The 19,496-nt window shown below is 45.9% G+C and carries 21 protein-coding genes; 2 read left to right on the forward strand and 19 right to left on the reverse strand.

Annotated elements, in window-relative coordinates; translation table 11 throughout:
* Positions 1 to 26 precede the first annotated feature (26 nt).
* Complete coding sequence (locus tag QVP40_RS07470) at positions 27 to 875, reverse strand: class II fructose-bisphosphate aldolase (protein ID WP_022067846.1); 849 nt, start codon at positions 873 to 875, stop codon at positions 27 to 29.
* A gap of 236 nt (positions 876 to 1,111) precedes the next feature.
* Here QVP40_RS07470 and QVP40_RS07475 point away from each other — a divergent pair, with 236 nt between their 5' ends.
* Complete coding sequence (locus QVP40_RS07475; RefSeq protein WP_022067847.1) at positions 1,112 to 1,555, forward strand: RbsD/FucU family protein; 444 nt, start codon at positions 1,112 to 1,114, stop codon at positions 1,553 to 1,555.
* A 188-nt stretch (positions 1,556 to 1,743) separates the two neighbouring features.
* Here QVP40_RS07475 and QVP40_RS07480 read toward each other — a convergent pair whose 3' ends face one another.
* The 3 genes from QVP40_RS07480 to QVP40_RS07490 form a co-directional block, all read right to left on the reverse strand.
* Positions 1,744 to 3,045, reverse strand: coding sequence for a GW dipeptide domain-containing protein (locus QVP40_RS07480; protein ID WP_022067848.1), 1,302 nt, complete (start codon positions 3,043 to 3,045; stop codon positions 1,744 to 1,746).
* 328 nt (positions 3,046 to 3,373) lie between these two features.
* A complete protein-coding gene (locus QVP40_RS07485) occupies positions 3,374 to 4,204 on the reverse strand; it encodes an alpha/beta hydrolase (protein WP_022067849.1) in 831 nt (276 codons plus the stop codon).
* A gap of 199 nt (positions 4,205 to 4,403) precedes the next feature.
* On the reverse strand, positions 4,404 to 6,200 hold the full coding sequence (locus tag QVP40_RS07490; protein WP_022067850.1) for an L-fucose isomerase: 1,797 nt from the start codon (positions 6,198 to 6,200) through the stop codon (positions 4,404 to 4,406).
* Positions 6,201 to 6,534: 334 nt separating this feature from the next.
* Here QVP40_RS07490 and QVP40_RS07495 point away from each other — a divergent pair, with 334 nt between their 5' ends.
* Positions 6,535 to 7,383 carry a helix-turn-helix transcriptional regulator gene (locus QVP40_RS07495; RefSeq protein ID WP_022067851.1) on the forward strand — a complete coding sequence of 283 codons (849 nt, stop codon included), beginning with the start codon at positions 6,535 to 6,537 and terminating at the stop codon, positions 7,381 to 7,383.
* 61 nt (positions 7,384 to 7,444) lie between these two features.
* Here QVP40_RS07495 and QVP40_RS07500 read toward each other — a convergent pair whose 3' ends face one another.
* The 15 genes from QVP40_RS07500 to QVP40_RS07570 form a co-directional block, all read right to left on the reverse strand.
* Positions 7,445 to 8,488: a cob(I)yrinic acid a,c-diamide adenosyltransferase gene (locus QVP40_RS07500; protein ID WP_022067852.1), complete on the reverse strand. Its 1,044-nt coding sequence runs from the start codon at positions 8,486 to 8,488 to the stop codon at positions 7,445 to 7,447.
* Positions 8,485 to 8,844: a glycerol dehydratase reactivase beta/small subunit family protein gene (locus QVP40_RS07505; protein WP_022067853.1), complete on the reverse strand. Its 360-nt coding sequence runs from the start codon at positions 8,842 to 8,844 to the stop codon at positions 8,485 to 8,487. The genes QVP40_RS07500 and QVP40_RS07505 overlap by 4 nt, the downstream gene beginning before the upstream one ends.
* Positions 8,845 to 8,884: 40 nt before the next feature.
* Complete coding sequence (locus QVP40_RS07510) at positions 8,885 to 10,696, reverse strand: diol dehydratase reactivase subunit alpha (RefSeq protein ID WP_022067854.1); 1,812 nt, start codon at positions 10,694 to 10,696, stop codon at positions 8,885 to 8,887.
* Positions 10,693 to 11,088 carry a diol dehydratase small subunit gene (locus QVP40_RS07515; RefSeq protein ID WP_022067855.1) on the reverse strand — a complete coding sequence of 132 codons (396 nt, stop codon included), beginning with the start codon at positions 11,086 to 11,088 and terminating at the stop codon, positions 10,693 to 10,695. Before QVP40_RS07515 ends, QVP40_RS07510 begins: the two co-directional genes overlap by 4 nt.
* On the reverse strand, positions 11,085 to 11,774 hold the full coding sequence (locus QVP40_RS07520; protein WP_022067856.1) for a propanediol/glycerol family dehydratase medium subunit: 690 nt from the start codon (positions 11,772 to 11,774) through the stop codon (positions 11,085 to 11,087). The genes QVP40_RS07515 and QVP40_RS07520 overlap by 4 nt, the downstream gene beginning before the upstream one ends.
* A 10-nt stretch (positions 11,775 to 11,784) precedes the next feature.
* Positions 11,785 to 13,449 carry a propanediol/glycerol family dehydratase large subunit gene (locus QVP40_RS07525; RefSeq protein WP_022067857.1) on the reverse strand — a complete coding sequence of 555 codons (1,665 nt, stop codon included), beginning with the start codon at positions 13,447 to 13,449 and terminating at the stop codon, positions 11,785 to 11,787.
* Between the two features lie 51 nt (positions 13,450 to 13,500).
* The gene (locus QVP40_RS07530) at positions 13,501 to 14,652 is read right to left on the reverse strand and encodes a 1-propanol dehydrogenase PduQ (RefSeq protein ID WP_022067858.1); all 1,152 of its coding nucleotides are present in this window, start codon (positions 14,650 to 14,652) and stop codon (positions 13,501 to 13,503) included.
* Between the two features lie 16 nt (positions 14,653 to 14,668).
* Positions 14,669 to 15,439, reverse strand: coding sequence for a DeoR/GlpR family DNA-binding transcription regulator (locus QVP40_RS07535; protein WP_022067859.1), 771 nt, complete (start codon positions 15,437 to 15,439; stop codon positions 14,669 to 14,671).
* A gap of 27 nt (positions 15,440 to 15,466) precedes the next feature.
* A complete protein-coding gene (locus QVP40_RS07540) occupies positions 15,467 to 16,015 on the reverse strand; it encodes a BMC domain-containing protein (RefSeq protein WP_022067860.1) in 549 nt (182 codons plus the stop codon).
* 16 nt (positions 16,016 to 16,031) lie between these two features.
* Entirely contained in the window at positions 16,032 to 17,360 is a 1,329-nt protein-coding gene (locus QVP40_RS07545; RefSeq protein WP_022067861.1) for a 4Fe-4S dicluster domain-containing protein, read from the reverse strand.
* 4 nt (positions 17,361 to 17,364) lie between these two features.
* Entirely contained in the window at positions 17,365 to 17,631 is a 267-nt protein-coding gene (locus QVP40_RS07550; RefSeq protein ID WP_022067862.1) for a EutN/CcmL family microcompartment protein, read from the reverse strand.
* A 106-nt stretch (positions 17,632 to 17,737) separates the two neighbouring features.
* Positions 17,738 to 18,349, reverse strand: coding sequence for a phosphate propanoyltransferase (pduL, locus tag QVP40_RS07555; RefSeq protein WP_390427811.1), 612 nt, complete (start codon positions 18,347 to 18,349; stop codon positions 17,738 to 17,740).
* A 173-nt stretch (positions 18,350 to 18,522) separates the two neighbouring features.
* Positions 18,523 to 18,801, reverse strand: coding sequence for a BMC domain-containing protein (locus QVP40_RS07560; protein WP_005427721.1), 279 nt, complete (start codon positions 18,799 to 18,801; stop codon positions 18,523 to 18,525).
* Positions 18,802 to 18,848: 47 nt separating this feature from the next.
* Positions 18,849 to 19,181 carry a BMC domain-containing protein gene (locus QVP40_RS07565; protein ID WP_022067864.1) on the reverse strand — a complete coding sequence of 111 codons (333 nt, stop codon included), beginning with the start codon at positions 19,179 to 19,181 and terminating at the stop codon, positions 18,849 to 18,851.
* A gap of 39 nt (positions 19,182 to 19,220) precedes the next feature.
* The gene (locus QVP40_RS07570) at positions 19,221 to 19,496 is read right to left on the reverse strand and encodes a BMC domain-containing protein (protein ID WP_022067865.1); all 276 of its coding nucleotides are present in this window, start codon (positions 19,494 to 19,496) and stop codon (positions 19,221 to 19,223) included.

The raw sequence follows: 19,496 nt of genomic DNA on the forward strand, positions 1-19,496 counted from the left end.
TGAATCCCCCTGTCAGTATTTCAGTTTCAGGCTTTTCCGTCACATCCGCAGACCTTCATGCGATACATAACAAGCTCCTTGACTGCCTTGATCGCAGCTTTACCGTAAGCTTTCGGATCAATAGTGTTTTCATTTTCTGCAAAGGTTTCTTTTACTGCTTTGGAATAAGCGTCACGTAGCTCTGTAGCAAAGTTTACTTTACACATACCGCGTTTTACACACTCTCTTACCTGATCGTCGCTTAATCCTGATGCTCCGTGAAGTACAAGCGGAACCTCTACCATCTGACGGATCTCGCTGACGCGCTCAGTATCAAGAACCGGTGTGCCTGCATAGAAACCATGGGCTGTTCCGATAGCTACTGCAAGAGAGGTAACGCCTGTACGCTCTGCAAATTCTTTTGCTTCCTGAGGATCTGTATTTGTATCAGCATCTGCTTCCAGGTCATCTTCTTTGCCGCCGACCTTGCCAAGCTCTGCCTCGCAGGGAATATCAAGGGCGCGGGCTACGTCTGCAACTTTTTTTGTCAAAGCTATGTTTTCCTCAAAATCAAACTTGGAGCCGTCGATCATCACAGAGGTATAGCCTGCGTGGATTGCCTGCATTGCAAGCTCGAAGCTGCTGCCATGATCCAGGTGAAGGCATACCGGCACACTGGCTTTTTTTGCTTCCGCCGCAACAAGAGCTGCATAGGTCTCAACTGTTCCATATTTTACTGTAGATGGTGTAGTCTGAATCATAACCGGAGCCTTCAGTTCTTCGGCTGCTTCTATGATCGCTTTTACCATCTCCATATTTTCCGCATTAAAAGCGCCTACTGCGTATCCTTCCTTCTGAGCCTTTGACAGCATTTCCTTTGATGTAACAAGTGGCATGATCATTTCCTCCTTATGGTAAAATATAATGTATAACCTGCAGTTTTTCAGTATTTATGTGTTTCAGCTTTCAAAACCGAAACGTTTCTGTTTGAACTTATCATACATCGCCGAAACGTTTCTGTCAACAGTAAAATATTCATCTTTTACAGGAAAATATTCTATTGTAAACAACGGAAGATACAGGTAAATTTTATATTAGAAAAATTTTATTCTTAATAAACGGAGGTATTATTATGTTAAAAGGAATTCCTGAAATCTTATCACCAGAATTATTAAAAGTATTATGCGAAATGGGACACAGTGACCGTCTCGTTATTGCTGACGGAAACTTTCCTGTAGAATCCATGGGAAAAAATGCCATTACAATCCGCTGCGACGGACACGGCGTACCGGAAATTCTGGAAGCTATCCTGAAAGTTTTCCCACTGGATACTTATGTGGAGCATCCTGTAAATCTTATGGAAGTTATGCCGGGAGATACTGTAGAAACTCCGATCTGGGATACATACAAAGAAATCATCCGTAAATACGATGACAGAGGAGATGCTGTTGTGGGAAATATCGAGCGTTTTGCTTTTTATGATGAGGCAAAAACTGCTTACTGCATTATTTCCACAAGTGAAAAAGCTCTGTATGCAAATGTTATGCTTCAGAAAGGCGTTGTGATCAACGACTGATTCCGTAATCATTCTGCAAAATCCAGTAAAACATAAGAAAATCCCATAAATTCGGGATTTCCTATAAAGTGAAAATCAAATTTTCCTGATTATATAAAAAGTACAGGTTCCTTTCTCCTGATATCCCCTTCTGCCTTATATCTAGTAAAGGGGAACATATCACTTCAAGGTTCCTGTACTTTTATTTTTTATCGCTTTTTAAAATGATAGATCAGAACTCCGGCAGCTGCGCCTACTGCTATGGCTGCAATCCAGAGAAACGGTGTGGGAATTCCGGAAGACGTTTCTACAGTCTTAGCCGATGTTTCCTGCGCATTTTCTCCTGCACTGTTTTCCGTTTTTTTGACCGAAGGCTCTTCTTTCTCTTTGCTTTTTTCGGTTTTTTTATTGTCTGCCCCGGTTACTTTCGCAGATTCAGGCTTTTCGGAAACTGCAGGGGTACCCTCGGCTTCCTTTTTCCCGGAAGCGGTATCGTCTGTCCCGGAAGCCTTTTCCGGTACAGCTTTCGGCGCGGAAGCCGCTTCAGAACTCTCTGTTGCATCCGGAGTTATGGAAGGAGCCGCAACTGATATTTCCGGCTTCTCTTCTGTCTCTGATATTGCAGAAGGTGTTGTTCCCGGTTCTCCGGCGGTTTTTGGAACTGCTTCAGAAGGTGTTTCCGGTTTTCCGGTTTCTTCTGTCTCTGATGCAAATGCTGTTCCCGGTTCTCCGGCGGTTTCTGAAACTGCTTCAGAAGGTGTTTCCGGTTTCTCTGTACTTACAGAAACAGCTGTATCAGAAGTTTCCGCATCTTCTGCTGACAAGGCGCTGTCTGTCTTTCCAGGAGTCTTTCCATTTTCTGTGCTATCTGACATTTCTCCTGATTCAGTACCTTCCTGTTGGTCAGGATTGTTCACTTCATCCAGATTGACCCATCCCTGTTTTCCGTCTATGGTGGTCACACCCCAATAGCTTCCGTCATTCATATGGGCATCCTGAGTAATATGTAATGTTTCGCCGCTTTTGATATCACGGACTCCCGGAACTGTCCCGTATTTTTCGCCCGGACCCTGATATAGTTTCATATCATCCTCTTCCGATACAGTAATATCATAGTCCGCCTGATAGTTTACATTATCTCTTCCTGCCAGATACAGTTCTGAATCAATAGCCTCCTGTCGGGATGCTGCCGGGCGGCAGTCATCCAGCGGTACAAAACCATTCATTCCGTGATACTGTACATATCCCCAGGTACGTTTATGAGTCTCGTCTTCCACCTCACCCTCAATATGCAGAGCTGTGCCATTGGGAATCATTTCCTCGCTCAGCTTCGCAGCTTCCAGATCCGGGTTTGCATAGATATCAATGCCTCCGGCTTTTGATTCCACAATCATATAGTAATCTGTCTTATAATCCGGTTGGGTTTGTTTGTTCTGGACGTCTGCTGAAACTGTCACTGAAATAATCATACACAATATCGCCGCAAACCAGATTCCTGTTTTTTTCTTCATCTTTCTTTTCCCCTTGCCTTATGCATTTCCCCGAATCACATGCCTTTGTGCTGTTTCCCTGCAGACTCATGGATTCTTCTGTTACTATAAACAATCATAGCACAGTTTTTGTGGTTTGATAATCCCTTTTCGTTCTCATTTTTCTGATAAATAACGACAAAAACTACCGTCCGATTCATTCACATCAACATGCCCGGAGCACAGCTGCTGACAAAAATATATTATCAACATGCCACTGCCCTGCCAATGATTTTTACTTAACCCAAAATCATTCTTTCTGATCTGGGATTCTTTCTGACCTGGTTCTCGGAAAGAAAACCTCAAAAAATCATACCCCCGGATTCCACCAGGGAAATCTGCGGTTCAGCCATTTTTCACAAAGCGAACTCCATTCTTCACAGCCACGGACAATTCCTCTTCCGTCTTCATTTGCTGTCAGCTCGTTTCCAAGTCCGATTCCATGATACCCCTCCGGAAACAGATGATATTCTGCCGGTATCCCATATTTTGCCAGAGCCTGAACAAAACATATGGAATTATACGGAAGAACTGTCGTATCCTCCATGGTATGCCAGATAAAGGTTTCCGGTGTGTCTCTGCTTACCTGATTTTCCAGCGACATTTGATCCCTCAGTTCCTCATACCTGTCTCCCAGCAGGTTTCGGAAGCTTTCCTCATGCCCCTCTTTCCCTGAGGTGATCACCGGATAGCTGAGGATCAGGCCATTTGGACAGATATCCTCTGCCTCCAGCCCCAGAAGTTCTGCAAGCTCTCCATTATTCCAGAGGGTTCCGAGTGACGCCGCCAGATGTCCTCCTGCGGAAAATCCCATTACAAGTATCTTGTCCTGGTCGATCAGCCATTCCCCGCTTCTTTTTCTCAGAATATTTACTGCCTTTGCAAGCTGGCAGAGAGCTGTTGGATAAACAGCCGGAGCCACACTGTATCTGAGAACCGCTGTATGGTATCCCATGCTCATAAAACGAATGGCAATGGCTTCCGCTTCCCTGTCTGAGGTCATTCTGTAGGCTCCTCCCGGACAGATCAGAATCACCGGGCGAACCTGTCCCGGATACAGTTCTTTAGACTCTTCCCAGAAATAAGTAGTCATCCAGGCTTCATAATCTTCATAACAGATTCTTATTTTTTCATGTAACATTTTCATTCCCCTTCACTTATCCAAAATTTCTCATGCTTCCCTGATTTTACCACACTGACAGAAAAATGGACAGAAGTACCGCAGATTTTACTCCAGGTAATAATGGATGTTCTGCACATTTTATTGCTTTCCTGACAAAAAAATCCTCCGGAGCTCTCCGGAGGATTTTTCATCTGGCATTTAACTGCCGATATAAGTCTTATTTGTAAAGAGGTCCGTAGTTCTTGCAAGCGCGGAAGTCTGCGCCCTCTTTGTCCATTCCAAATGCATTCCATGCAGCCGGACGGAAGATCTTTTCTTCCGGAACGTTGTGCATGCAAACCGGGATTCTCAGCATAGAAGCCATTGTGATAAGGTCTGCGCCGATATGTCCATAGGAGATTGCACCATGGTTAGCGCCCCAGTTATTCATTACATTGTAAGCATCCTTGAATGCGCCTTCTTTTCCGTCGCATCTTGGAGTAAACCATGTGCATGGCCATGTGTAGTCTGTACGTTTCCAGAGAGTATCAGATACTTCCTCCGGAAGAGCTACAGTCCAGCCCTCTGCGATCTGAAGAACCGGTCCAAGTCCTTTTACAAGGTTCAGACGGATCATAGTTGCAGGCATCTGATCCTTTGTTTCAAATCTGGAGGAGAATCCGCCTCCACGGAAGTATCCGTTGTCTGCTGCATTCCATGTAGTGGCATCCATAATTGCCTTCTGATCTTCTTCTGTTACATTCCACCATTCTTTCATAACAGCATTGCCGTTTTCGTCTTTAGCACCGCCGTTAGCATCAAGGCAGCATGCACCGGAGTTGATCAGATGAATGATACCGCCATTCTCTTTTGCAACACCTTCAATATCATATCCTGTTACTCTCTTAACTGCATCCGGGCTCCAGTATGTACGAACATCTGCGAACATCTGTGCACGGTTGGTAAGAAGTTTCATAAACAGCATTCCAAGACCGTTGAGAACGTCGTTCTCTGTAGCAAGGATGTACGGCTCTCTTGCTCCTTCCCAGTCAAAGGAAGTATTCAGAACTGCCTCTGCAAAGTCGCCGTTCGGATAGAAGTCTGTCCACTGTCTCTGTCCCTGGAAACCTGCTGCAATAGCATTGTGGCCGATTGCTTCCTCTGAGAATTTCGGATCAAGATTATCACAGCCGTTCATCAGCTCTTTGATGATAACTGCCATCTTAACAACAAACTCAAACTGCTCTTCTTTCTTCTCTTCGGACATCTGAAGCTCTTCCGGGTTCTTGTCAAATCCGATGGTGCATGTTTTCTTTGCCCATGCAAGAGCTCTCTCAAATTCATCATGATCATAGATGCCCTCTGTCATACGACGGATGATCTCTACCTCGTCAACAGATTCTACGCGCATTCCAAGATAAGACTCAATAAAGTCGGAGTCAACGATGGATCCGCCGATACCCATGCAGATGGAACCGATCTGCAGCCAGGATTTTCCTCTCATGGAAGCTGCTGCAACTGCTGCACGGCCGAATCTTAAGATTTTTTCTTTTACATCTTCCGGAATTGTTGTGTCGTCAGCGTCCTGAACCTCATGTCCGTAGATACCGAATGCCGGAAGTCCTTTCTGTGCATGTGTAGCCAGAACGGATGCAAGGTAAACTGCACCAGGTCTTTCTGTAGCGTTGAAGCCCCATACAGCCTTGATTGTCTGAGGATCCATATCCATGGTCTCAGATCCGTAGCACCAGCATGGTGTAACAGTCAGAGTGATATCAACACCCTCTCTTCTGAATTTATCCGCACATGCAGCAGTCTCTCCAACACGTCCGATTGTTGTATCTGCAATAACAACCTTAACCGGCTCTCCGTTGGAATATCTTAAATTCTCTTCCAGTAATTTTGCTGCAGACTTAGCCATGTTCATTGTCTGCTCTTCCAGAGATCCTCTTACGTCAAGAGCGCCTCTGCGGCCATCAATTGTAGGTCTGATTCCGATTACAGGATAGCTTCCGATTAATCTGCTTTTAGCCATAATGTTTATTACCTCCATATTTAAGTTCGTTTGTTCCGGAAAAATCTGCTGCTGTTCCTTCCATTCACGGTAGTAAACCAAATTTCACTGTAACTTGCCCTTGACAGCAAAATTCAGTTTTGTATATCTCAGGATTTTTGTATGTTCATATCAAAACATCCCGGACAACGGTACCATGTAAACATCAGACAGAATTTCTCCCGTGTTTATATGCTTATTATACAATTGCAATATTATAATTACTTGTGTTATAATGGCAAAAAATAGTATAATATTCACCTTTTTAGAATTATGTATAAAATTTCTATAAACTGTCGGAAGGAGGCTCACCGTCTTGCATGATCTTGACCGGAATGAAAACAGAAAACGAGGGACTTATGAGTTCCCATTTGAATTTCATCACATTGATTCCACTCATCCCCGCTATGTGATGTCTTACCACTGGCATATAGAATATGAACTGATGCGGATACTCAAAGGAACTCTTACCGTCACTTTAGACGAAAAAAGTTTCACAGCCACAGCCGGAGATATCATTTTTGTACACAGCGGAATCCTTCACAGCGGAATGCCTGATGATTGTGTCTATCAGTGTCTTGTTTTTGACGGAAATGCATTTTTAAAGCACAACTCTGTATGTGCCGGTTATATGCAGAAAATCATCCATCAGGAAATCCTGGTATATCATCATTTTACAGATGAATCAAAAGATATCTGTGAAACTGTAAACAGTATTTTTGACTCCATGTGGCAGAATCAGCCTGGTTATGAACTTACTGTTCTTGGACAATTTTACCACTTTTTCGGTATCGTTTTTGGTAAACATTACTATTTGGAAAATGTGCAAAAGGCACGAAAAGACTATAAGAGGATTCTCCAGCTGAAACAGGTACTGGAATTTATTGAACATAATTATGCATCGCCGCTGACTCTTCAGGAGCTTTCTGCCTCTGTGTCCATGTCACCCAAATATTTCTGCAGATTCTTTTCGGAAATGACACACCAGACGCCTATGGATTATCTGAACAGGCAGCGAATCGAACAGTCCTGCTACGAGCTTTCAACCACCGATGACTCTATTACGGAAATTGCCTACAGGAACGGTTTCAATGATCTCAGCTATTTTATCCGTACTTTTAAAAAATATAAGGGAATCACTCCGGGAAAATATAAAAGATCTTAAATTACTCTGCTGCAAATACAAAGGAGCGCCAAAGCGCTCCTTTTCCATCCATCTCTTTTTCCTATAAAACCTCATTGAGAACTGACAGTCCGTATTCTGCCAGACTGTGGTCTTCCTCACCGGTTCCTCCGCTGACGCCAAGGCCTCCGATGATGGTATCGCCCACCTTCAGCGGTACGCCGCCTCCAAAGATTACGATCTTGCCATTGTCCATTTTATCCACACCGTAGAAGGTTCCCCCCGGCTGAGCAAGAACGCTCAGCTCCTTTGTGGACATTTTCACCGCAACAGAAGTATATGCTTTCTTGGTCGCCACATCAAAGCTTACCAGAAAAGCGCCGTCCATTACGTGAACTGCAATGGGATTTCCCTCCGGTCCGCAGACTGCGATCACTGCTTTTTTGCCCCGGCGTTCTGCTTCTTTTTCAATTTTTTCAATCAGACGCTTGGCGCTGTCCAGAGTAATTCTGCCCTGGATTCCCATTCTTTTTAATACTTCCTGGATTACAGCTTCGCTTGGCTGAGTTCCCTGATTTTCTGCCATGGGTCTCTCCTTTTTATCACCGGATACCTGTGTGTTTTCGGATCTTTCCACCTTGTCTGCCTGAATGGCATCGGTATATCTGGCAAGGACATAAAGATAATCTGCCAGGCGGTTCATATATTTTTTTGTTCCGTTATCTGCTCCGAACTTTACACTGACCGCAGCCAGCGCACGCTCTGCCCTTCTTGCCACTGTACGGGCAATATCAAGCTCTGCCGATAATCTGTTGGCTCCGGGAAGAATAAATTCCTTCGGTCTCTGAAACAACCCCTCCAGACGATCGATTTCCTGTTCCAGCGTTTCCACCGGAGCATCTTCTATTTTATAATCTCTGTTATAAGGATCTGCCACACCTGCCATAATTGTGATCAGCCTGCGCTGAATCTTTTCCAGAACAGCAATTGCGTCTTCGTCCTCCATCATTGTCTTTACCAGCCCCAGATGGCTTGTCAGCTCATCAATCGTTCCCACAAGCTGAATACGGTCGTCTGACTTGGATACATTTTTTGTGCGTACAAGGTCTGTTGTTCCCTTATCACCGCTTTTTGTATAAATGTTCATAACGACATCTCCCTGTTTTCCCCGTAAATAGCCTTAAACGGCATTTTTTTTACCGCTCTCGCGCTGTTTGCCCCAAGATTTCTGCACTGCCAGAAACGTGGATCATTTAACTCAAATACATTTTTTCCTTTGGGAAGCTTTGCCATCTGCATGGCAATCCTGCGCTCTGCAATACCAATTCCTGAACCAAGCATAGAATCTTTTGCAGCTTCAAATGCAAGCTCATCCATGTCGGCATCTCTGGAATGTATCTCATAAAGAACGCCCTCTTCTTCAATTCCCACACAGATCTCCCTTAAAAAATCTTCATCCGGATCTCTGGTGTATATAATAACAGTTGGTTTTCTGACGATCATGCTTCCTCCTGAAACTCTGCCGTCTGTCTGACCGGTACGGTCAGCTGCTTAAATATGACATTAACAAACCTGTGGCCACTGCGTTTCTCGGACCCTCTGTTCCCCGGATATTTCCACGTCCGCAGACGATCCGGTATTCTGCAAGGGCTTCTGTAAGCATTTCCGGAATCTCAAAGTCCTCAGCGGAACCGCCAACCAGCACCACGTTTGATATTTTTCGTAAATCATGTTCAGGAGCCACGATTTTCAGCGCACGAACAGCATTTCTTACAAATACCTTCCGCTTTGCCTCTCTTCTGACCTCAAGAATCTTTTCCATGGGAATATCTTCTTCCACCTTCAGCATTTCGCCGGGTGCCAGAAGTACCACATGTCCATAATATCCCGGGTCTATAGACTCCTCAAAAAACTGCATGGAACCATTTTCCAGTCTCATATGAAAAAGGCTTTCCACCTTTCCCATAGGATATTTTTTTATCTGCTCTGCCGTAGTGCGGCTTCCCAGTCCTAGTTCTGTCTGTATCAGCATGGTAACAAGCTCTCCCGCTCCTGCCTGATGGGTCGTCCGGACTGTGCCGTTTTCTTCCAGCACCGCCGCATCTGTGGACCCGCCCCCCATATCAAGAATCGCAAGGGGAAGTCTTGTTCCCGGTGTGGTCAGCGCTCCAAGAGATGCCATAACTGCTTCCACGCCTGCAACTACAGCCTTCACTTTAAGTTCCTGTTCCAGTTTTTCTGCAATTTTCTGCATGGGAAGGTGCTTTGTCTTTACCATGGCAGCGATTCCCACTGCCTTTTCCATGCAGGTTTCTCCGGCAAGTGAGCCGGATATCTCAACAGGGGCCAGAGTATCTACTGCAAGAATGTCTGTGATCCTTACCTCCTGATCCCGGTCTGAAGCAACATCCGTCATACTTTTTTTGATACGGTCCAGCATATTTCCCACGTTGGTATTCTGCTGTCCGCTGATATCACGGATCTGCCCTGCTTTTTGGAGCGTTTCCATAATAGAATCTGCTCCTGTATCAATATTTACACTTAATTCTCTGCTTCCGTGGAAGTGGATCTCACCTGCAGGAAGAACATTCTCTCTGATGTTTCCGTTTGGGGTGCGGATCACAACCGCGCTCCTTTTTCCGATCAGGCTCTTTGCAATAGGAGTGACTGCTCTTGTTTCCTCCGGATTCAGTCCCAGGAGAGTGGCAATGCCGTAAGGATTGCTCAGCATCCTTATTCCGGTTCCCGGCAGAGCTACCTCAATAGCGGCCAGCTTATCTTCCGGAACCCGGCTGATATGCCTGACTTCATCAATAATAGGAATCTGCTTGTTCAGACGGTTTTCCACAAGGACTGCCTCATCAGCCTGAAGGATCAGCCCCCGGATATCAAGTTCCGGAATATGCTGGTTCAGCCTTGCCGCAACCTCCTCATAGGAGAACTTATTTGCTGCCACTACAATATAGGGAACTCCCGGTTTCCCCTTCCAGATATTTTCCAGATGAAGAAGATAACCGGATGCCTCACCTGCTCCTGCCGGAGTGGAAGGATTGTGCCCGATCATGGAAGATTCGGTAATAATGGTTTCTGTAATGGTCTCCATTGCCGTATCTCCGATCACAGGGGCTGCCTCATTAAGACGCACAAGATCAAGGGCGCTTAAAGGCTGCCTGATTTTATCCAGAGCCTCAAGAAGCGCGGACTTTATCCCGTGAACATTTGGCAGTGTCCCTTTTGTTCCGGTTGTCATCCTGGAAGCCCCGGAGAGGAAATGGAAACTTCCATCCTCTCCCACACTTCCAATGCATACTTCAGTTGTGGAATTTCCTATATCAACACCCGCAATCAGTTTCAAAGAAGAATTCCCCTTTTTTCATAAATCTCTGCTGCTTCCAGAACCAGCTTTGCACAGTGCGGCGCACTGTATTTTTCCAGAAGCTCCTGTGCCATAAGTACAAGCTCTGTTTTAGTAGAACGGTTCGGACGCAGTTTGTTGTACATGTTCAGTATTACCTCGTCAGGTACGTTGGCAAGCTCAGAAGCTCTCTGGAAATTTGCTTCCATCTGAGGATTGTCCGCTTCCTTTGCCACCTGTCCCTGGCGTTTCAGCATTTCCGGAGATATCTTAATATCCTCCGCCTGTACATTACCTCTTTTTACTTCGTCCAGAGTAATGTCAGAAAGCTTTTTTCCTGTTTTGGAGGTAATGGTATCTGCTTCATTCTGTCCTAACGGATAGCTGCTCATCTTATTCCCTCCCATTCGATCATTCCTTTTTCCGGATCCAGCTGCTCTGTTTCCACAATGTGCATCAGCGCTGCCTTTACCTGGTATTTCGCACGTACCATAGGGTCGTTGGTACACTCAACAGGCGTAACCTTTTCTCCCTTTACATACTTTGCGGCATTCTGTCCGATCTTACGGTAGGTTTCCAAATCCATAAGAGGCGCCTGTGGAAAAAGCTCCAGATTGGAAAGAGGATACAGATCCTTCTGATGAATGACTGTAGTTCCCTTTGACTGGATTCCGATGCCAATGCCGGAGCCGGAAAGCTTAGCAGCCTGAAGCGCCATAAAGCATACGTCCGAAGTATCCAGAACCTTTACCACACGGGAGGTCATTCCCTCTTCCTCAATTCCTGCTTTTACGTTACGGAGAACCTCATCAAGAGGAATTCCGCCCATAGTCTTATGGATTTCTGTCTGAAAGGCTGCCCCAACACCAATCACAATCTCTCGGGGATCTGTTCCCTGAGCCGCCCTGGCTGCATTGTCATAAGAATGTTTCGGACGCATCCGTGTTCTTCCGGCAAGGCTTCCGGATCCGGATGTTTCCGGTGTCTGAACTTCTTTTTCCGGCTGTGCGCCATTCTGATGAAGCTGCTCCACAACCGCCTGAGTGATCGCACGGATCAGTTGTTCATTTACTTCCATAGCGCACCTCCTAAAATTCGTTTACATTGATTCTGTGAGGAATTGCCTTGATCTCCTCCCAGCGTTTTCCGGAAACACGATATCCGGTTCCCGGCCCCATATAATCATTCGGAGTATTTACACCGGACATTACCTGGAAATGTTCATCCAGAATAGCTGCCGTATGCATATAATCTCCGATAACTCTCTGTTTCAGCATGTTCAGAATATTTTCTGCAAGTTCCGTATAACCGCTTTCAGCAAGAGCCTTTACCACATCAACGCCTGTAATGCCGCGCTTCATCATTTCATCCGCAGACATCAGGTCTGCCGCAGCGTCACGCTTCAGAGTATCCCTGCTTCCATGAGCATAGGTAACTGCTTCCACCTGCTCGTCTGTTATCTCAGTTAAACCAAGATATTTGAACACGGCCTGAACCGCCTTGCCTGCAGTGCGGCGCACACGGATCACATCTTCCTCTGTAACAGGGCGAAGACCTCCGTCCACCTGCATATCTCTCTGCATTACGTTATAATCGTCAAAGTCCTCGGCGTCAAAATTGGAGCCTGCGAACATATTGTCATAATTTGGCTCTGCAGCATATCCGGAAAAAATAAAGTCTGTTCCCGGCATAAACTGAAGCATGGTTCTTGCTGTTCTTCTCATGTCAGAATTGGAAAAACTCTGATCATTGGAGGATGCACATTCCAGTCCCAGAAGGGCTGCAACAAGGTTCTCGCCAATGACCTCACGGATTCCTGCCGGAACGCCTGCAGCAACACCAATGCAGCTTACAGAACCATTCTGGATTCCCTGGCTTCCTGCTCCCTTTGTCACATAAAGGCAGCGGCACTCCAGATACAGCATGGACTTCATCTCGCTGCTTCCCATCAGCACTTCGCTTCCGGCGCCGGAAGTAAAGCGGACTTTCAGTCCTCTGGATGCATAAGCTGAATTCAGAAACGCCTTGGAATACGGAGTATCGTCTCCGTCAATAAATACCTTTTCCGTGCCATAAACAGAAAGGGTCTCCGCATAAGTGGTAAGCCCGCGGATCCCAAGTTCCAGTTCTGTAGCTTCCTCAGCCGAACACTGAGTCAGTACTCCCGGACGTCCTGCCTGGGAACCGATCAGAAGAGCCATTGCGCTGAACGGCGCATAACGTGCCACACCCATGGTAGTCTCTTCTTCACTGAACCCTCTCAGAGCGCCTTCTGCAGCGTCTGCTGCGATCTGAACCGGATCATCCTTCAGGTTTGTAATGTGAGCCTGATTTCCCGGAATTTTTCTGGCGCGCATTTTCTGCATTCCCATCATCATTTCCACCACATTCAGGCAGTTGATAACTTCCGCCATCTTTGCAGGAGTGATACCGGATACGATCTCCAGTATCTCCTTACGGGAAACATTGATATCTACGATCTTTCTGGCAATTTCCAGAGAGGGAACCGCCATAGACGCCTCTGCTCTGTCTGTGCGGATCGCGTAATCCGCAATGAACTGATCCAGGAAGTCAAAGTCTTCTCTCTTCTTTCCGTCCAGTTCTGTAATTATATTATTTTCTATTTTTACAGAAGGCTTCGGATCATAGGGACTGTGCATTGCCACAAATCCCATTTCCGGCCATTCGTCAATAAATCCGTCTTTATTTACTGCCCGGCGATCCAAAGCCTCGATTCTTTTCGATCTTTTCATATCGTCTACCTTTTCAGAAAAGTCTGTCTCAGATTATATCTGCCTTCCCTTTTAAAAGGACCACAGCTTTGTATAAATTTTTATAATATCTTCTTTTGTCGGCACTCGTGGGTTGGTAGGTGTGCAGGCATCTGCAAGAGCCGCCTCTGCCATCTTGTCTATTGCCGCAAAGTAAGCATCCGGTGTAATGGTTCCGATTTCCTGAATGGTAAGCGGGATGTTCATTTCTTTCAGCATGAACTGAATCCAGTTTACAAGTGAACGGACACTCATTACTTTATTATAATTGCTCAGCCCCAGAATATGGGCAATATTTGCATAACGCTTCACTGCCGGAAGGTATTCTTTCTGGCTTCTGCTGTGCTTATTGATGTTTGCATTAAATTCCACAATATGAGGAAGCAGCATTGCATTGGCTCTTCCGTGGGGAATATGGAACATTGCTCCCAGCTGATGCGCCATACTGTGAGTGATTCCCAGCCCTGCAGTGTTAAAGGAAAGGCCTGCAAGACAGGAAGCCACATGCATTTTCTGACGGGCATGCATATCACTGCCGTCCAGATAGGCTCTGAGAAGAAATACGCCGCAGATCTCAATGGATTTTTCTGCCAGAGCAGAAGAAAATTCATTATGATCTATGCTGACATAGGATTCCAGCGCATGTGTAAATACATCCATTCCCGTGTCTGCCGTAATAGACGGAGGAACACTTTTTACCAGCTCTGCATCCAGAATCGCCTCGTCTGCTGTCAGGCTGTCTGAAACAAGCGGATATTTTACTTTTGCCTCTGTATCGTTGACAACTGCAAAAGAAGTTACTTCTGATCCTGTCCCGCTTGTTGTTGGAATTGCGATCAGCCCCACTTCTGCATAGTGGTTGATCTTTAATGCAAACTCACGGATGGCTTTTGAGGAATCAATAGCGGAACCTCCGCCTACAGCCACAACAACCTCCGGCTGGAAACTCAGGAATTTCTTTACGCCGTCTGCAATTTTATCTACAGGCGCATCCGGTACTACATTGTGGAAAATATCATATTCTTTTCCGCCTCTTGTAAGCGGCTCTGTTATCAGGTCGATCATTTTGCTCTGAACAACAAAGGGATCTGTAATGATCAGGACTCTTTTATAAGGAATATCCTTCAGTCTTTCCAGTGCGTTCTCCCCAAAATGGATCACTGTTTTCATCTCAAAAGTATTCATGTCTGATGCTCCTTTTTTATGGCTGCTTCGGATACCGGCATTCAATTCCGGCATTGGTAAAACGTGCAAGCCATTTTTCAGACGGCCTTTTGTCTGTTACCACTACGTCTAAATCACGCAGCTTTCCTGCCACAGAAAAAGCAGTCTGATCAAATTTGGTACTGTCAACTACCAGAATTTTTTTGCGTCCGGAAGCGATCATGGCTTTTTTCGTTGTGCCAAAAGACTCCTGGGATTCCATGATTCCCCATTCCTGATCAAGTGCCTTACAGGAAAAAAACACCTTGTCCACATAATAGGAACGGATAGCTTCCTCTGTCCTGGATCCCAGAAACGCAAGATATCCTTCTTTCATGACACCGCCTGTGGAAATGATATTCCATCCGGATACATCCGAAAGCTCTATCAGGATTTCCATGGAATTGGTGATCACTGTAAGTCTTTCTTTATCCTTTAATGCCTTTGCAATAAAAACTGCGGTGGTGCTTGCATCCAGAAAAATGTGATCCCCGTCCTGCACCATTTCTGCCACAATCTCCGCCATTTTCTGCTTTCCGCCTACATTCTGGTTTTTGCGAATATTAAAGGGCAGGTCAATACTTACATTTTCATTAATAACGGCTCCGCCATAGCTTTTTGTGGCAAGCCCTTCCTTTTCAAGCTTGTCAAGATCCCGGCGTATTGTTTCTTCTGAGACTTCATAGAGCTGGCTGAGTTCGCTTACTACAACCCGTCTTTCTGTCTGAAGTTTCTCGAGGATCAGATTCCGTCTTTCTAATGCCAGCATTTTCCTTGCCCCCTTTTTGAGAACTTTTTATAAAATAGAATCAATCATGCGTCTGTCCGGATGAGCAATTACAGAAGAGTCAAGGTACATGCCTTTTTCGGCAACAAGCTCTTTTGCTCTCTGAATGGACGCTTCTACTGCGGATACCTCTCCGGTAATCATCATATAAGATTTTCCGCACATACCCTTTGCAATACGAAGCTCGATCACATCTACAATGGCTGTTTTGGCAGCCTGGTCAGCTGCTTCGATAATAGATACCGCATCATAGGTTTCCAGAATTCCAAGCGCGCTGATATCCTCGATCACAGTGGTTCCGTACATAGCCGGAAAAAGTGATTCATGAGGATTTCCAAGCACAAAACTGTCAATACATTTATCTTCGTAAGTGGTAACTGCCGCGTCAACAGCCGCTTTTACCGCACTTAAATCACCGGTGATAATTGCAATATATTTTCCCGGACATACGGTCTGTGCCTCAACGATTTCTACGTCAGAGGTCTTTACCATGGCATCCGCTGCTGTGACACCTGTGGCAGTGGTTTTAAATTCAATCATTCCGATTGCTTTACTCATGTTCTGCACGTCCTTTCTACTTTGCTGCAATTATGATGTAGCGGTCTGTTACTTCAGTTACTTTTCCGCAGATACTTGCATGAATGCCGACGCTTAATCCGTCAGCAGGCTTTGCAATCATCTGACCTCTTGTTACTTCATCGCCTGCTTTCACAATTGCCTGTGCCGGAGCGCCGATATGCTGACTCAGAAGGATCTTAACCTTCGGAACAGCTACCAGAGTCTCATCCATCGGTGCATCCTTATCATATTTTGTCAGTCCAAGCCGCGCCATCAGACGTTCCTCAGGAACTTTGCGGTATTCTCTGGACTGCTGCACCGGTACCGGCTGTACACCCTGCGCAGGTCTGATTCCTGCTTTTCTGAGTCCGCCCTTCATATCCGCCAGCAGAGTTCTGGGAGCCAGGCTCTGAGGGCAGGCATACATCTCGCAGACACCGCAGGAACTGCAGAAATGAGAATCCAGATAAGGATTCAGATCTCTGAAATCACCGTTTGCTGCCGCTCTCATGAAACGCGCCGGATCAATAGGATGTCCCAGATTGTTTCTCGGGCAGAGATCTGTACAGGTATTACACTGGCAGCAGATAGACGCTGCACGTTTTAAATCTATGGAAGAAGTTCTCTGCTTCTTCATAACGATCAGATGATCCTTCGGAAGGACCAGAATCGCATTCGTTGTCTTTGTTACCGGGTCGGAACCGCTGCCGATCCGCCCCATCATAGGTCCGCCTACAAAATATACGGCGTCCTTTGTTGTAATTTCACCGGCCTGCTCCACAACCTCATCCAACGTACATCCGATAGGAACACGGACAGTTACAGGCCTGCTTACTTCTGCCACAACAGATACATATTTGTCTGTTACAGGCATCTGTTTTTCCAGTGCGCGGTATACGTTGTAGATCGTCTCAACATTAAAAACGATAACTCCCTGTTCAATAGGCAGTCCCCCGGGTCTTACCACGCGTCCGGTTGCTTCATAGATCAGAACAACTTCATCTCCCATAGGATAAACTTCCTCAAGAAGATGTATCCTGATTCTCGGGAATTCCTCAATATGCTGCTGAAGCGCTTTTACTGTCTGCACATAAGATTTTTTAATGCCGATGATCGCTTCTGATGCGCCGACTGTCTCTGCTACAAGATTGAAAGTTTTCATGATCTCATAGGCATGCTTTTCCAGCAGCTGTCTGTGCAGTTTAAGCAACGGCTCGCACTCTGCACAGTTCATGAGAATGGTATCCGCCTTATCCGTAAGCTTGGCATAAGTCGGAAATCCGGCGCCGCCGGCGCCTGCCACACCGCTGTCCTGCATTATTTTCTGTAATTCTTTGATTTCCATGGCGTTACTCCAATCCCGCACCGTCATCAATGATTCCGACTATCGCCGCATCAATAGGTGCTGTTTCTTCGCCGCAGCCGATTCGTGCTGCGCTACCTTGTGCCACCAATACATACTCTCCGATTCCCGCGCCGATCATGTCGATCGCAACAATCTGGCTGAGTTCTGATTTCATATGATGCACCGGCTCTACAATCATAAATTTCTGTCCGATCAGCTTCTCACTTTTCCGGGTGGAAACCACGCTTCCAACTACTTTTCCTACAATCATGTGAGCCTCCGCATAAATATTCTTCTTAAATCCTCCTATGGGGATGCGGCGCATATATCCCAAAGGATCTTTTCCTGTGCTGCATCCCCTGCTTTTCGGAGGAACCTTATTTTATAATTGTAACGGTATTGCCTGTGGCGATCTTCGCCGCATTGGCCTCATCCGTATCAATATGCATTTCCAGTGTAAAGCTGTCGTCTACACGGATTTTTACCTGATTAAAGATTGTTCCGCGCTCGTTGTCTGCTTTTACAGAAACAATATCGCCGTCCTTTACACCTGCTGCCTGAGCATCTTTCGGTGACATATGAATGTGACGCATAGCCACAATACAGCCCTCGTTCAGATAAATAGCACCCTTTGGTCCCACAATGGCAATGGGAGCACTTCCCTTGACATCTCCTGATTCGCGAACCGGAACCTTCATTCCCAGTTTAATGGCATCTGTGGCTGATACTTCCACCTGTGATGCTTTGCGGACAGGTCCTAAAATCCTGACGTTCTCAATAGCACGAAGCTTGAGACCTACGATAGTAACCGTCTCATTTGATGCAAACTGTCCGCCCATCAGCTCTTTTTTCTTTGTAAGCTGATATCCCGGTCCGAACAAAGCCTCTACATGCTCCTGTGTCAGGTGGATATGCCTTGCGGAAACTCCAATGGGAACCATGAAGCCCTGGCCTCTGCTCTCATTTTTATTAATGGCGTCTATCACCATTTTTGTGATCAGCTCTATGTTCTTTGTTTCCAAGAATACACCTGCTTTCCGAATAAAAATTCAGCCATGAGCCAGACAGCCGGATCAGGGAACCCCTGTCTGCACAAAAGTCTCTGACCCTTTTACCCGGCCTGTAATAAGTCTGGATACATGACTGAACTGCTTACTCTGATTTATTTAAGAACCGGAAGAATCTTCTCAACGTCTGTATGAGGTCTTGGAATTACATGTGTAGCTACAAGCTCTCCAAGTCTAGATGCTGCTGCGCTTCCGCTTTCTACTGCTGATTTCACAGCGCCTACATCACCGCGAACCATAACTGTTACAAGTCCGGAACCGATTTTCTCTGTTCCTACAAGCGCAACGTTTGCTGCCTTGCACATCTGGTCAGCTGCTTCGATAGCTGCTGTAAGTCCTCTGGTTTCAACCATTCCTAATGCTTCCTGTGTCATGATTTTTCCTCCTTATCAATGATCCATTATCAGGAAAGTTTCCTGAATTATTTTTCCGGCTGTTCAGCCTCTTCTTCTGTCTGCTCTTCAGACTGTTTCTTCCATCGGCTTGCGCTGAGTTCCACAAGCTTGACAATTTCCTCATGTGGCCGCGCGATCACTGCATAACTTGCCGGTTTCTTAATTGCCTTGGCTGCCGCTGTTTCAACAGCTTCGGTGACAGCCGATACATCACCCTGTACAATAAGAGTTACCAGGCGTCCGCCCAGCTTACGTTCCCATGACGCCAGCTCAACGTCTGCAGTTTTACACATAATGTCCAGCGCATCCATCGCCGCTACGACACCTGTGATTTCAATAAAACCATATGCTTTATTCACGAGCGAACTCCTTTACGCCTGTATGTTTGTATCTGTTATTTAAACAGTAGGCAGAATTTTTTCTACGTCTGTATGAGGTCTCGGAATTACATGAGTTGCTACAAGCTCTCCAAGTCTGGATGCTGCTGCGCTTCCGCTTTCTACTGCTGCCTTAACAGCTCCAACATCACCGCGAACCATAACAGTTACAAGACCGGAACCGATTTTTTCTGTTCCCACAAGAGCAACCTCTGCCGCTTTTGTCATTGCATCTGCTGCCTCGATCGCAGCGGTAAGTCCTCTTGTTTCTACCATTCCTAATGCTTCCTGTGCCAT

The sequence above is a fragment of the Blautia sp. CAG:257 genome (assembly GCF_000433815.1).
Taxonomy (GTDB): domain Bacteria; phylum Bacillota; class Clostridia; order Lachnospirales; family Lachnospiraceae; genus Blautia_A; species Blautia_A caecimuris.